This is a genomic window from Serratia sp. 4542, from assembly GCF_016805595.1.
GTDB lineage: Bacteria > Pseudomonadota > Gammaproteobacteria > Enterobacterales > Enterobacteriaceae > Serratia > Serratia nevei.
On record NZ_RXKV01000004.1, the window covers coordinates 1 to 12,451 of the forward strand.

General features: G+C 57.4%; 16 protein-coding genes. 11 read left to right on the top strand and 5 right to left on the bottom strand.

The window, feature by feature from the left end:
- Positions 1–30: 30 nt before the first annotated feature.
- Positions 31–261, bottom strand: a complete 231-nt coding sequence (locus EKL15_RS03855; protein ID WP_033638067.1) for a DNA polymerase III subunit theta — start codon at positions 259–261, stop codon at positions 31–33.
- 344 nt (positions 262–605) lie between these two features.
- Between EKL15_RS03855 and ftnA the strand changes: the two genes are divergently transcribed.
- The 6 genes from ftnA to EKL15_RS03885 all read left to right on the top strand — a co-directional run bounded on the left by ftnA (position 606) and on the right by EKL15_RS03885 (position 4,510).
- A complete protein-coding gene (ftnA, locus tag EKL15_RS03860) occupies positions 606–1,124 on the top strand; it encodes a non-heme ferritin (RefSeq protein WP_197794413.1) in 519 nt (172 codons plus the stop codon).
- Between the two features lie 291 nt (positions 1,125–1,415).
- Positions 1,416–1,832 carry a CopC domain-containing protein YobA gene (gene yobA, locus EKL15_RS03865; RefSeq protein ID WP_046686875.1) on the top strand — a complete coding sequence of 139 codons (417 nt, stop codon included), beginning with the start codon at positions 1,416–1,418 and terminating at the stop codon, positions 1,830–1,832.
- 2 nt (positions 1,833–1,834) lie between these two features.
- Complete coding sequence (copD, locus tag EKL15_RS03870) at positions 1,835–2,716, top strand: copper homeostasis membrane protein CopD (protein ID WP_203088840.1); 882 nt, start codon at positions 1,835–1,837, stop codon at positions 2,714–2,716.
- A 69-nt stretch (positions 2,717–2,785) separates the two neighbouring features.
- A complete protein-coding gene (locus EKL15_RS03875) occupies positions 2,786–3,127 on the top strand; it encodes a YebY family protein (protein WP_025302452.1) in 342 nt (113 codons plus the stop codon).
- Between the two features lie 489 nt (positions 3,128–3,616).
- Complete coding sequence (locus EKL15_RS03880) at positions 3,617–4,024, top strand: hypothetical protein (RefSeq protein WP_102984833.1); 408 nt, start codon at positions 3,617–3,619, stop codon at positions 4,022–4,024.
- Positions 4,025–4,159: 135 nt separating this feature from the next.
- On the top strand, positions 4,160–4,510 hold the full coding sequence (locus tag EKL15_RS03885) for a DUF4377 domain-containing protein (protein ID WP_060419421.1): 351 nt from the start codon (positions 4,160–4,162) through the stop codon (positions 4,508–4,510).
- A 50-nt stretch (positions 4,511–4,560) separates the two neighbouring features.
- Here EKL15_RS03885 and EKL15_RS03890 read toward each other — a convergent pair whose 3' ends face one another.
- The gene (locus EKL15_RS03890) at positions 4,561–4,863 is read right to left on the bottom strand and encodes a hypothetical protein (protein WP_049202506.1); all 303 of its coding nucleotides are present in this window, start codon (positions 4,861–4,863) and stop codon (positions 4,561–4,563) included.
- Positions 4,864–5,149: 286 nt separating this feature from the next.
- Here EKL15_RS03890 and fabV point away from each other — a divergent pair, with 286 nt between their 5' ends.
- From fabV to EKL15_RS03910, 4 genes are all read left to right on the top strand, one after another.
- Positions 5,150–6,349, top strand: a complete 1,200-nt coding sequence (gene fabV / locus EKL15_RS03895) for an enoyl-ACP reductase FabV (RefSeq protein ID WP_048322950.1) — start codon at positions 5,150–5,152, stop codon at positions 6,347–6,349.
- 226 nt (positions 6,350–6,575) lie between these two features.
- Complete coding sequence (locus EKL15_RS03900; RefSeq protein ID WP_203088841.1) at positions 6,576–6,794, top strand: hypothetical protein; 219 nt, start codon at positions 6,576–6,578, stop codon at positions 6,792–6,794.
- Positions 6,795–6,965: 171 nt separating this feature from the next.
- Positions 6,966–7,271 (top strand): hypothetical protein, encoded by a 306-nt coding sequence (locus EKL15_RS03905; protein WP_084826386.1) that lies wholly within the window; start codon positions 6,966–6,968, stop codon positions 7,269–7,271.
- A 43-nt stretch (positions 7,272–7,314) separates the two neighbouring features.
- A complete protein-coding gene (locus tag EKL15_RS03910; protein WP_060419415.1) occupies positions 7,315–7,650 on the top strand; it encodes a hypothetical protein in 336 nt (111 codons plus the stop codon).
- A 37-nt stretch (positions 7,651–7,687) separates the two neighbouring features.
- On the opposite strand, the gene dcuR is transcribed toward EKL15_RS03910, so the two are convergent.
- The 3 genes from dcuR to EKL15_RS03925 form a co-directional block, all read right to left on the bottom strand.
- A complete protein-coding gene (dcuR, locus tag EKL15_RS03915) occupies positions 7,688–8,407 on the bottom strand; it encodes a two-component system response regulator DcuR (RefSeq protein ID WP_060419412.1) in 720 nt (239 codons plus the stop codon).
- Positions 8,400–10,013, bottom strand: coding sequence for a sensor histidine kinase (locus EKL15_RS03920; protein WP_149572279.1), 1,614 nt, complete (start codon positions 10,011–10,013; stop codon positions 8,400–8,402). The genes dcuR and EKL15_RS03920 overlap by 8 nt, the downstream gene beginning before the upstream one ends.
- A 125-nt stretch (positions 10,014–10,138) precedes the next feature.
- Positions 10,139–10,981: a class I fructose-bisphosphate aldolase gene (locus EKL15_RS03925; RefSeq protein ID WP_047727766.1), complete on the bottom strand. Its 843-nt coding sequence runs from the start codon at positions 10,979–10,981 to the stop codon at positions 10,139–10,141.
- A 484-nt stretch (positions 10,982–11,465) separates the two neighbouring features.
- Here EKL15_RS03925 and EKL15_RS03930 point away from each other — a divergent pair, with 484 nt between their 5' ends.
- The gene (locus EKL15_RS03930; RefSeq protein ID WP_033642730.1) at positions 11,466–12,395 is read left to right on the top strand and encodes a sugar ABC transporter substrate-binding protein; all 930 of its coding nucleotides are present in this window, start codon (positions 11,466–11,468) and stop codon (positions 12,393–12,395) included.
- Positions 12,396–12,451: the final 56 nt, after the last annotated feature.

A 12,451-nucleotide genomic window follows, 5' to 3' on the forward strand; every position in this document is an offset into this window, starting at 1 on the left:
AAAAACCCCGCCGTTACGGCGGGTTTTTTGTTATTTGACCTTCGGCTCGTACGGCAGGCGCGAAAACCTGTGGGATTCCGCGCGGTAGTGCGCCACGCGCTCGCGAAAATAGTCGCGCAGCGCTTCCGGCTGCTCACGCTCCACCACTTCCGGGATCACCGGCATGTTGTAGCGCTCTTTGTACGCCACGCCTGAGGCGGCGAGATCCACGTTCACCCGGTCCATCTCTTCTTTAGACAGCTCGGCCAGATTGTAACCCACGCTATGCTCCTTACTTACTTTGCCGCTTTGAACCTGCGCAGAAGGTAATCCACCCGGCGGCGCTTGGCAAGCCCGTTGCGCCGCTGCTGCGGGCGATATTTGTCCGGGAGTAATGCAATCTATTTATTCTTTTAAATAAGAATGATTCGCTTTTTGATTAAAATAAAAGATGAAAATAATTATCATGTTAATTCTCAATGTGGTGTTGATATTTTAATTTATTGATATATATGATTTTTATAATTAATGTGATTTGAGTGTAAATAAGGTGTTTTTATTTTTGCGGCAGCAGGGCATAATGCGCGGAAATTAAATTCATGACCTGCAAAATAAAAGGAATCATTATGCTGACGCAAGAAATGACTCAAAAGCTGAATGAGCAACTGAATCTGGAGTTCTACTCCGCCAACCTGTACCTGCAGATGAGCGCATGGTGCAGCGATAAAGGCTTTGAAGGCGCCGCCGCATTTCTTAAAGAGCACTCTCAGGAAGAGATGCAGCATATGCAACGTCTGTTCGACTACCTGAGCGACACCGGCTCTCTGCCGCTGCTGGGCACCATCGCCGCGCCGCCGGTGACGTTCGAATCGCTGGCGGACGTGTTCCAGCAGACCTACGAACACGAACAGTTGATCACCCGTCAGATCAACGAACTGGCGCACGCCGCCATGACCGCACACGATTACTCCACCTTCAATTTCCTGCAGTGGTACGTGGCGGAGCAGCACGAAGAAGAGAAACTGTTCAAATCCGTGCTGGATAAGCTGGCGCTGGTGGGCACCAGCGGCAAAGGCCTGTTCTTCATCGACAAAGATCTGAAGAAAATGGGCGCGATGGGCCAGGGCGGCAACGGCCAGGCTTAATCCGCATCAGAAAATCGAAAACCGCGCGCGGGCGAGCCTGACGCGCGGTTTTTTTTACCCTGCGTTTATCGCGGTTATGCGGCGATACGTGCTGCCGGATCGCAAAATGCCAGTGATGCGCTCGACTTGCCGCAGCCTGGTCGTTATGATTTACCGCGATACGCTACAGGGATGGTAGAGTCAAAACAGCGGGTTAGCCGATACAACCCGTTTTTCTGTTTACCCGTGGCGCAATCATTTGCGGTGGGTTGGGGCCGCTGATACATCGCCTTGGCTGTGGCCTTAACCCTTATGACCCTCTTTATACTGTTAAGGGATACCACTGTGATCGGTAAAATTCGTTCCTCCTGTCGCCTGCTTTCCACCGTTTTCGTCCTGTTCGTCGGCCTGTCTTCGCAGCAAGCGCTGGCGCACGCCCATCTGAAAGTGGAAACGCCGAAGGCCGACGCCAGCGTCAGCCCGGCGCCGAAGGCGCTGACCCTCAGCTTCTCCGAAGGCATCGAGCCGAACTTCAGCGGCGTGAAAATCACCGGCCCGGACAACGCCGTGGTGAAAACCGGCAAGCTGCAGCTCGATCCGAACAACAACACCCAGGTCAACGTGCCGATCGAAGGCGAGCTGAGCGCGGGCAAATACAACGTCAGCTGGCATGTGGTTTCGGTCGACGGGCATAAAACCAAAGGCCAGTACAGCTTCACCGTAAACTGATCGTGAGTCTGGCGACCCTGTTCGTTCTGTGTCGCTTGGTGCACTTTGCGGCGGTGATGCTGATGTTCGGCATCAGTCTGTTCACCGCCTTATTGTCACCGCAGCGCCTCTCCCCGATCCTCTCCCGCGATGTGCGCCCGCTGCTGCTTGCGGGCACCTGGATTGCCGGGCTTTCCGCCGTGGCGCTGCTGGCCATTCAGGCCGGGCAAATGGGCGACGGTTGGCAAGACGCCTGGCGGCTGGAGGTTTGGTGGGCGGTGCTCGGCACCACCTTCGGCGAAGTGTGGCGCTGGCATCTGGGCCTGTCGCTGCTGGCGATCCTGAGCCTGCTGCTGCCGGAAAGGCCGCGTGCGCAGGCGTTGGCGCTGTGTTCGGCGCTGCTGCTGGTCAGCCTGGCGTTCATCGGCCATGCGGCGATGCACGAAGGCACGCTGGGCGTGCTGCACCGCGCCAACCATGCGGTGCACCTGCTGGCCGCCGGCTACTGGTTCGGCTGCCTGGCGCCGCTGCTGGTTTGCCTGCGCTACCTGCAGCCGCCGCAGTGGCGCAGCGACGCTATCACCACGCTGATCCGTTTCTCGCGCTGGGGGCACCTGGCGGTGGCGGCGGTGATCGTCACCGGCATCGTCAACAGCCTGATCATTCTCGGTGGTTGGCCGCTCAACCTCGGCTCGCCTTATCAGCGCCTGCTGCTGATCAAAACCGCGCTGGTGGCGCTGATGGTAATGGTGGCGCTGGCCAATCGCTACGCCATCGTGCCGGCAATGAGCCGCGTGCCGGCGCTGGCGCAGCGCGGCGTGGTGCTGGCCTGCTGGCTCGAAGTCGGGTTGGGGATGGCGGTGCTGCTGCTGGTCAGTTTATTTGCAACCTATGCGCCGGTTTGACATTTCGGCTTGCCGCAACCGGGCAAGCTGCGGGAAAATCGATGTGAATAGCAACCTTAGGGCCAACACATGAAATCGGTATTACTCGGCATTACGCTGCTGGCAACCGCGACCGGCGCGCTGGCGGCAGACAAACTGGTGAACATCACCAAACTGGAATACGGCAAACAGTGGGCGTTCACCAAGGAAGAAGTGACGCTGCAGTGCCGCAGCGGCGGCGCGTTGTTCGTGCTCAACAACAGCACTCTGATGCAATACCCGCTCAACGACGCAGCGGAGCAGCAGGTGAAGAAGGGCCATCAGCGCGCGCAACCGCTGGAGGTGCTCCTGCTGGACGACCCTGCCGAACCGGGGAAAAAAATGAGCCTGGCGCCGTTTATCGAACGCGCCGAGAAGCTGTGCGCTGACTAACCGCTTGTTTGCCAACGTCTTGCCCAACGTACGCGGATTGATGCGCATTTGCCGCATAGTTATTTCGTCACGAAACTATCACGCGGCCGCCGGGCGGCTGGCAAAACTGGCGCGGTAGGCTACTCTTAAAGTGCACGGCTGAACAAGCCCTGCATTAAATGCCAACTTTTAGCGCACGGCTCTCTCCCAAGAGCCATTTCCCTAGACCGAATATAGGAATCGTATTCGGTCTTTTTTTGTGTGATTGATTTATAAGGAAATTTCATTTAAGGCACCACCAGCAATCCCCGCTCCTCTTTTCGAGTCATAGCCACCAACCCGATCTCCATCCTTATTCCCCACCCGCACATATCGCTAATTTCGCCGCACCAAAAGTTATTACGTCATTTATGGCGCTGATAAGCTCCGATCATTGCTCCCATCACCGTTAAATGAGAGTGGCATTATGGGGAATATCAAAGCATTAGGTGTTGTAAAAGGAAACCAGCGTTGAACGATCGGTTGAGCCAGTTGAAGATGGCGTTGCCCGGCTATCTCGAGGCGTGGCGTGAGGGGGCTTTACCCTCTGACTGGGGGAAGATGGCCAACCCCGAAGTGGTTGCCGCCCTGTTGGCGGAGTGGGAGGCGCTAAGCGAATTGGCGTCTCGGTTCGAAACAACCACTGAAACTCCCTCCGATCTCGCCGCGTTTTGGCAGGCGCGTGCTGAGCTGATGGCGCAGCGCAATCTCGAACTCAGTGTCCAACTGGCGACGCCAGTCCGTCTGCCTGGCACGCGGGTAGCCTTTTTTGGCTATGTGAAAACGGCGGTGATGGATGCCAGGCAGGTGAAGGCGGCGATTCGTGATGCCGGTTTTCTCATTGATGGCGATGATAAAAACGACAGCGTACCGTCATGACCGCTGTCCTGTAACGCGTGAGTTTGGAGAATAAACGCGAACGAATAATGTCGCTCCTGTGATACGGAGCAAGGTTCAATTCATCCAGTCAATTTGTTAGGATCGCCTGACCTACATGACTATTGGTGCAGTACATTGAAAATTAAAGCGTTGTTATTTGTTGCGTTGGCCGCGCTGGCCGGCTGCAGCCAGGAGGGAACCTCGATGAATCAGCCCGCGAACGAGAAAGGCGGCCAAACGGAGGTGTTGCTGGTGAACAGCGCGCTGGTGGACTGCGTGGGCGTCGGCCCGATGAAGTGCATGCAGGTGCGCCGTTCCGCGCAGCAGCCGTGGGAGTTGTTCTATACCGGTATCGAGGGTTTCACCTTCGAACCGGGCTATCAGTATCGGCTGAAAGTGCTTGTTACTCCGGTGGAGAACGTGCCGGCCGATGCTTCATCGCTGCGCTATACGCTGATTGAGCAGATGGAAAAGAACAAGGCGTAATGGATCTACCTTGTCACCACCAAATGGCGTTTCATTTGGTGGTGACGTCTTCAGGAAAGTTTGTCTTTTTTCTTTCTTCTGGAGGATTCGAAAGTGGCGAAGGCATGTGCAAGAGCAAACCCCAACGCACAGTAGCGTAGAGGCCAATTTTCTTTGGCCCATGTTTCAGAGTCAGCAATAAACATCGCGTTGCCGTTGGCAAAAAGGGTAAATTGCCAGCAAAGGATTAAAAAGCATATCGTAACCAGAACGACATAACCCTTGGAACCCAGAGGCGGTCTGAAGCCGTATTTCACGGCCAGACAGGCCGCGGCAGCGAGAGTTGAAAGAATATAATATAAAGTCGGTTCCATTACTGTTCCTGGTGATTTTATCTTCCCTGATATTCGACCGAAAAACAGCCACACCATAACGCAACGCCAGAAGCATGATCAACTTTTGCTGATTTGAAGAGGGAAGGCTTGAACGCGCTGAGGGTGCGACGCGTGGCGCGTGGAGGCAGCACGATGCGGAGTTGGGCAACCCTGATCCCTCGACTAAACTGGTCTGTTCACTGCGCTTGTTTTCGCACTTTCTTAAGTATATCGAGAAAATCAGGTATATTGTCCTTCGGTTTTTAGCTACCAAGAAAAAATTACTATGATTATCAAACCTAAAATTCGTGGTTTTATCTGCACCACCGCTCACCCGGCAGGCTGTGAAGCCAACGTCCGTGAGCAAATCGCCTACGTTAAGTCGCGCGGCGAACTGAAAAACGGGCCTAAAAAGGTGCTGGTCATTGGTGCATCCACCGGTTACGGTCTGGCCTCGCGCATCAATGCCGCTTTCGGCAGCGGTGCGGCCACCATCGGCGTATTTTTCGAGAAGCCTGGCAGCGAAGGCAAAACCGGTTCCGCCGGTTGGTACAACTCCGCCGGTTTCGACAAGGCAGCTAAAGAAGAAGGCCTGTACGCGAAAAGCATCAACGGCGATGCATTCTCCAACGAGTGCCGTCAGACCGTGATCGATCTGATTAAAAAAGACCTGGGTCAGGTTGACCTGGTGGTTTACTCGCTGGCTTCGCCGGTGCGTAAGATGCCGGAAACCGGCGAAGTGGTGCGTTCCGCACTGAAGCCGATCGGCGAGCCGTACAAATCCGTCGCGCTGGACACCAACAAAGACGTGCTGGTTGAAGCCGTGGTCGAGCCGGCCAACGAGCAAGAAATCGCCGACACCGTGAAGGTGATGGGCGGCCAGGACTGGCAGCTGTGGATGGACGCGCTGGACGAAGCGGGCGTGCTGGCGGATAACGCGCAGTCTGTCGCTTACTCCTACATCGGTACCGATCTGACCTGGCCAATCTACTGGCACGGTACGCTGGGCAAGGCGAAAGAAGATCTGGATCGTGCGGCGCACGCCATCAACCAGAAGCTGCAGGCCAAAGGCGGCGCGGCTTACGTTGCGGTGCTCAAGTCGGTGGTGACTCAGGCTTCCTCCGCCATTCCGGTAATGCCGCTGTATATCTCCATCGTGTTCAAGATCATGAAGGAGCAGGGCATTCACGAAGGCTGCATCGAGCAGATCCAGCGTCTGTTCGCCACCAAGCTGTACAGCGGTGCGGCGCCGGACACCGACGAGAAACACCGTCTGCGTCTGGATGACTGGGAGCTGCGCGACGCCGTGCAGGAAACCTGCCGTGAAATCTGGCAGCAGCTGAACGACAACAACATCAACGAACTGACCGATTACCAGGGCTACAAGGCGGAATTCCTGCGCCTGTTCGGCTTTGGTCTGCAGGGCGTTGACTACGACGCCGATCTGAGCGGCGAAGCCAACTTCGATGTGATCGAGCTGGTCTAAGCGCGTCGAGCGGTCAAACAAGGTCGGGTTAGCCCGGCCTTTTTTATTGCACGCGAATTATCGGGTGGCTAAGCGAAAATGTTTATTTCAGGTTAATAGGTTAACCAGGTGATTAACATCGACGGGCGGCGTTGAAATAACAGCGGTTATTAAACTAAAGAAAGTCATTTTTTTATTTACCCTTGCCGCCGGCTGCGGGTATTTTATTTCCTTTAAGGAGAAAACTATGACATGGCGTTATTGGGCCCCGGCATCGTTATTGTTGTTGAGCGCTTGCAGCGCGATTCAGCCGACGTCGACGTCCCCAGACTGGTCTCAGCCGCAGCCTGCCACGCGGGAGCAGCGGCAGCACATCATGGCGGGCGAGTCCGCCTCCTCGGTATTGCACGAAGGAAATGTCGGCATTGGCGGCACCTTCGATGGGTCGAAAATATTCGATCGTTAAGCCGCTAAATATATTCAGCCAAATTAATGCGCGCATTCTGCCGATATTGTCGGAGGGTTTACCTTTCCTGCGTTATTCTGCCGTGGCCCGACCATTTATTGCGTTAGCAGACAATTCGTTTTCCTTATAGGGAACTGCCGGTTTATTTCGGTGTAATCAAAGGAGTTGCCCATGGCGAAGGACATGGCCGCGATCTTTCTCTTGCTGTTGCTGCCGCTAAGCCAAAGCGCCGGCGCGGCGCGCTACGACAGGCAATGTGAAGGCGTGTCGCCGGTGCTGTTTCAAAAGCGGCTGAAAGCGCTGGCGCAGGATCTGCGGCAGGAAATGAGCGAGGAAGCGACACCGGCAGAGCGCGATGCGGAAGAGCTGGCGCGGCTGGCGGAGTGCGGTATCGAGCCCGGCAAAGCGCCCGTCACCGGCGGGCAGCGCGCGCCCCGTTCAGAGGAAAAGCCGCCGGCATCGCCGAACGGTTGTTGAGCCGGCGTGCGCGCAGAGTAAAACGATGTAAAAGGAATCATTAATGAAAAGGATAGTGTTGGCCGGCGCGGCCTTGTGTTGCGCCAGCTTCGCGCAGGCGCGGGTGGATTTGGAATACCATGCGGCGGCGCCGAAGGACAGCAAGGTCACCGAGGAGTATCAGAAAAAGCGCGACGCATTGCGCCACAAGGTGTGGAATGTCGATAATCTGACGCTGGCCAACGAGCAGGCGATTGCGCGCGAACAGCAGCGCGAGGCGGCAGAGAGCGCCAAACGGCAGCAGCATCACCTGGAACAGCAGGAGAAAAAGCAGCGCTGCCTGCGGAGACACTCGAAAGATCCTCACCGCGAGGCGAAGTGTTACATGCACAGCTTCTAACATTAACCGTCCGGGCGCCATCAGCGCCCGGCGTCGTTTAGGCCGGGCGGCAATGCTCTTTCAGCATGGCGATCGCGTCCGGTTTCAGCTGATACAGATAGACCGGGCGGCCGGTGGCGCCGTACAGAATACGGGTGCCGAGAATGCCGCTCTCCGCCAGATAGATGAGGTACTTGCGGCAGGACACCCGCGAAATGCCGATGGCGTTGGCCAGGTTGTCGGTGGAGAATTCGCTGTCATGCTGCTGTTCGATCCACTCGCACACCGTGCTCAGGGTAATGCTGGTCAGCCCCTTCGGCAGCTTCTTGCTCTCCTGGCCGCCGGGCTGGCGGCGCAGCAGGCTGTCGACGTCGGCCTGCGAAAACTCGCGCTGCGCCAGAATCTGCGACTGCTGCCGGTAGTGGCTCAGCGCCTCCTTGAAGCGGCTGAACTGGAACGGCTTGATCAGATAATCCACCACGCCGTAGTGCAGCGCCTTTTGCACCGTGTTCACGTCGCTGGCGGAGGAGATGATGATCACATCGGTCTTCTCACCCAGTTCGCGCAGGCCGGGCAGCAGATCCAGCCCGTTCTCCTGCTGCATGTAGATATCCAGCAGCACCAGATCGATGCTGACGTCGGCATCGGCCAGCAGGGCGCGCGCCTGGTTCAGGGTGGCGACCGTCGCCTGGCAGTGAAAACCGCTGACCTGGCTCAGGTAGTATTTGTTCAGCTCCGCCACCATCGGGTCGTCGTCGACAATCAGTACGTTAATCATGGGCTCTGCTCTTGGCCTGATAGGGAAGGTGCACGAAAAATTGGGTCAGCTCGCCCGGTTCGGATTCGAAATCGATGCTGCCGCCCAGTTTCTCCAGATGGCTGCGGATCAGCGCCAGGCCAATGCCGCGTCCCGTTCCCTTGGTAGAAAATCCGTGTTCGAAGATGCGCGCGCCGATCACCGGATCGATACCGGGGCCGTCGTCGCTGACGATACAGTGTAATTGATCGTCGTGGTGATGGAAGCTCAGGCCGATCTCGTGGCCCTCAACGCCGTCGATGGCGTCGATGGCGTTTTCGATCAGGTTGCCGAGCACGCTGATCAGCACATGGGTGGTTTCCGCGTCGTCGGTTTCCGGCAGCAGGCTGGTTTCCTCGATGGTCAGCTCAACGCCGGCTTCGTGGGCGCGGCTGATCTTGCCGATGAAGAAGCCCGCCACTTCCGGCGAGTGAATCTTGCGCAGCAGCGCGCCGATCTCTTCCTGATAGTTGCTGGCGGTATTGATGATGTAGTTTTCCAACTGCTGGTAGGCCTTCATGTGCAGCATGCCGAGTATCACGTGCAGCTTGTTCATAAATTCGTGCGACTGCACCCGCAGCGCATCGGCGTAGTGCGCCATGCCGCTCAGGCGCTGCAGCAGGCGGCTGACCTCGGTCTTGTCGCGGAAGGTGGCGATGGCGCCGGTCACCTGGCCGTTGACGATCACCGGGACGGTATTGGTCAGCAGTTCGCTGCCGTTGAAGCTGATCTGCCGATCGCGCAGCGGTTTGCCGCTGGCCAGCACTTCCGCCAGATGCAGCTGCGCCGGCCAATGCTTGCTGGCGGCTTCCAGCAGCAGGTTTTCCACCGGGCCGCTTTGGCGCAGCAGGCGCTTGGCCTCGTCGTTGACGATGGTGATGCGGGATTCATTATCGACCGCGATCACGCCTTCTTTAATCGATTGCAGCATGGCGTTGCGCTGTTCGAACAGGTTGGAGATTTCGTAAGGCTCGAAACCCAGCATGATGCGCTTGAGTGCGGAGACCAGGAAGAAGGTGCCCAGGCTGCCGACCAGCGCGGCGAAGGCGATGGTCCAATAGATGATCCAGCGGCTTTCCGCCACCACCCGCTGCACGGTATCCAGCGCGATGCCGAGCGCCACTACGCCGATTTGCTGTTTCTGCGCGTCATACACCGGCACGAACACCCGCAGCGCCGGGGCCAGCGTGCCGCGGTTGATGGCGCTGTTGACGTTGCCTTGCAGCGCGGGCGCCAGATCGTCGCCGATAAAATGCTGGCCGATCAGCCAGGGTTTGGGGTGCGAATAGCGGATACCCTGCATATCCACCACCACCACGAACAGCAGCTCGTTTTGATGGCGCACCTGCTCGGCGAAGCGCTGAATGGCGCCGCTTTGGTCGCGCCGCTGCAGGCCGTCAACCACCGTGCTGGAGAGCGCCAGCGTATTGGCGACGGCGATGGCTTTCTGCTGCAGCTGATCTTGCCCCTCGCGGCTCATCTGCACGAAAAACAGCGCGAACACCACCAGCAGCACCGAAGCGATGATGGCGGACACCATCAGCGTGATGGAGGTGCTCAGCTTGAGCGGCACCCGTTGTTTTGGCATGGCGGTTCTCCGAATGGCGATATCACGGCGTATTCTAGCGAGGAATGAGGCAAGCTGCAGTTACCGGCAGCAGGTTATAGCATGCTGCCGGGGAGCGGGGGGCTTATTTTAGTTACAAAAGCGGGTCACTGCTGGTGGTAGATCTCCAGCGCCTGTTGGCCGCTGGCGCCCTGATGGATGATTGCCATCAACGCGCGCACCACCTGCGACGGATTGCTGTGTTGATAGACGTTGCGGCCGTAGACCATGCCGGAGGCACCCTGGGCCATCAGCGCGGCGGATTTCTCCAGCACCGGCCCCAGCTCCCCCTTGCCGCCGCCGCGCACCAGCGTCGGGCAGCGCGCCGCTTCCACCACGCGGTGAAAATCTTCCACCCGCTCGGTTGGATCGGCCTTGATGATGTCGGCGCCCAGTTCGCGCGCCAGCCGCACCAGCGGCACGATCTTCTCCACGTCACCCAGCGAACCGTAGGCGGCGCCCTGGCCGGCCGGGGCCATCACCAGCGGTTCGATCATCAGCGGCATGGCGTATTGGTCGCAGGCGTGGCGCAGGCGGCCGATGTTCTCCACGCACTGGCGGAAAATGCCGGGCTCATCTGGGATCATATACAGATTGACCACCACCGCGGCGGCGTCCATTTGCAGCGCCGCGAGGATCGGCGCCTCCGGGTTGTGCAGCACCGCCCACATTTCGCGGTGGCGCGCGGCGTTATAGGCGTTGCCGACGTCGGTGCGCATCACCAGCGCCGGTTTTTCGCGCTGCGGCGCGCGCTGCAGCAGATCCGCCTGGCCGTAGTTGACCTGAATGGCGTCGGGGCGCGCGGCGATCAGGTTGCCCATCACCCGTTCGATATCTTCCAGGCCGATCAAGAAATCCGGTTCGTTGGCGATGCCGTGATCGATCGCCACGTCCAGGCACTTGCCGTTGTTGAACAGGCGGTTCATCCGCACCTTACTGCTGAGCTGCATGTCAGGTCCTCCTGAGATAGGGATATGTCCATTATTGCCGAGTAAGGATGGTCGGGAAACGCGGAAACCGCAAACTGCGTGGCCGCTCGCAGTTTTTGCCGGCGCACGAAAGAGGAACGCTCGCCGGCGGCTTTCATTTCATTTGTTAGATCCGTGTCATGTTTTTGTTAATAAGCCATTCCAAAATGCATGTTTCGCTTGTTTGGGTTAAAAAGTTTCAATAATCTAAATTATGAAATAAACATTTAAAAACGTGCTGAAGGTGCCGTTTGTTGTGCCAGGGGTTTATTTCAATTGGTTGTTTTTAATCTGTTTTGAGATATTGATCACCATTTTTCCAACGGCCTTTATACGGCGATAACGCGGTAAATTCGCCGTATCAAAGGGATAACACCGACCGTATTGTTGTTTGAATGTAAAAAATATTTTTCATTAGCTGTCAACCAACAGACCTCTTCATTCTAACGATTAAAGGGTAACGAACATGAAGCTGAAGAAACTGATCGCCGCCTCGGTACTGATGTGCATGCTGCCGGCCAGCGTGTTGGCGAAAGACATCAAGATCGGCGTTTCCATGGCTTACTTCGATGACAACTTCCTCACCATTCTGCGCCAGTCGATGCAAAACAAAATGAAGGCCGACGGTAACGTCAGCGGCCAGTTCGAAGACGCCAAAGGCGATATCGCGCAGCAAATTCAACAAATCGAAAACTTCGTCAGCCAGGGCGTCGACGCCATCATCCTCAACCCGGTGGATACCCAGGGCGTCAAGCCGATGATTAAGCTGGCCGAGAAGGCCAAGATCCCGCTGGTGTTCGTCAACCGCAAACCGGAAGTGGCGCTGCCGGCCGGCATGGCCTACGTCGGCTCCGACTCCAAGCTGGCCGGCAAGCTGCAGATGGAAGCGCTGGCCAAGCTGATGAACGGCAAGGGCAACGTAATGATCCTGATGGGCGAGCTGTCGAGCGAAGCCACGCGCGACCGCACCCGCGGCGTGGAAGAGGTGGCGGCCAACTATCCCGGCATCAAAATAGTCGACAAGCAAACCGCCAAGTTCTTCCGCAAAGAGGCGGTGGACGTTACCACCGACTGGATTTTGTCCGGCCAGCAGATAGACGCCATCGCCTCCAACAACGACGAAATGGCCATCGGCGCTATTTTGGCGCTGAAGCAGGCCAAGAAATCCGGCGTGCTGGTGGCCGGCGTTGACGGCACGCCGGACGCGCTGGAGTTCATCAAGAAGGGCGATCTGGCGTTGAGCGTGTTCCAGGACGCCAAAGGCCAGGGCGAAGGCGCGGTGCAGACCGCCGTTCAACTGGTGAAAGGCGAGAAAGTGGAGAGCAACGTGCTGATCCCTTACCAGCTGATCACCCAGGCCAATTACCAGCAATTCGCCGATAAAAACAAGAAATAAGCCGTGAAGCCCGCCGCGGGCGCCGGTGTGGGGCGAACGCGGCGGAAAACGTGGGT

What these genes read in the sequence shown, in the direction of transcription:
- ftnA (WP_197794413.1), top strand. Translation starts at nt 606, where the DNA reads ATGCTGACGCAAGAAATGACTCAAAAGCTGAATGAGCAACTGAATCTG.
- yobA (WP_046686875.1), top strand. Translation starts at nt 1,416, where the DNA reads ATGACCCTCTTTATACTGTTAAGGGATACCACTGTGATCGGTAAAATT.
- EKL15_RS03875 (WP_025302452.1), top strand. Translation starts at nt 2,786, where the DNA reads ATGAAATCGGTATTACTCGGCATTACGCTGCTGGCAACCGCGACCGGC.
- EKL15_RS03890 (WP_049202506.1), bottom strand. Translation starts at nt 4,863, where the DNA reads ATGGAACCGACTTTATATTATATTCTTTCAACTCTCGCTGCCGCGGCC.
- fabV (WP_048322950.1), top strand. Translation starts at nt 5,150, where the DNA reads ATGATTATCAAACCTAAAATTCGTGGTTTTATCTGCACCACCGCTCAC.
- EKL15_RS03900 (WP_203088841.1), top strand. Translation starts at nt 6,576, where the DNA reads ATGACATGGCGTTATTGGGCCCCGGCATCGTTATTGTTGTTGAGCGCT.
- EKL15_RS03905 (WP_084826386.1), top strand. Translation starts at nt 6,966, where the DNA reads ATGGCGAAGGACATGGCCGCGATCTTTCTCTTGCTGTTGCTGCCGCTA.
- EKL15_RS03910 (WP_060419415.1), top strand. Translation starts at nt 7,315, where the DNA reads ATGAAAAGGATAGTGTTGGCCGGCGCGGCCTTGTGTTGCGCCAGCTTC.
- dcuR (WP_060419412.1), bottom strand. Translation starts at nt 8,407, where the DNA reads ATGATTAACGTACTGATTGTCGACGACGACCCGATGGTGGCGGAGCTG.
- EKL15_RS03920 (WP_149572279.1), bottom strand. Translation starts at nt 10,013, where the DNA reads ATGCCAAAACAACGGGTGCCGCTCAAGCTGAGCACCTCCATCACGCTG.
- EKL15_RS03925 (WP_047727766.1), bottom strand. Translation starts at nt 10,981, where the DNA reads ATGCAGCTCAGCAGTAAGGTGCGGATGAACCGCCTGTTCAACAACGGC.
- EKL15_RS03930 (WP_033642730.1), top strand. Translation starts at nt 11,466, where the DNA reads ATGAAGCTGAAGAAACTGATCGCCGCCTCGGTACTGATGTGCATGCTG.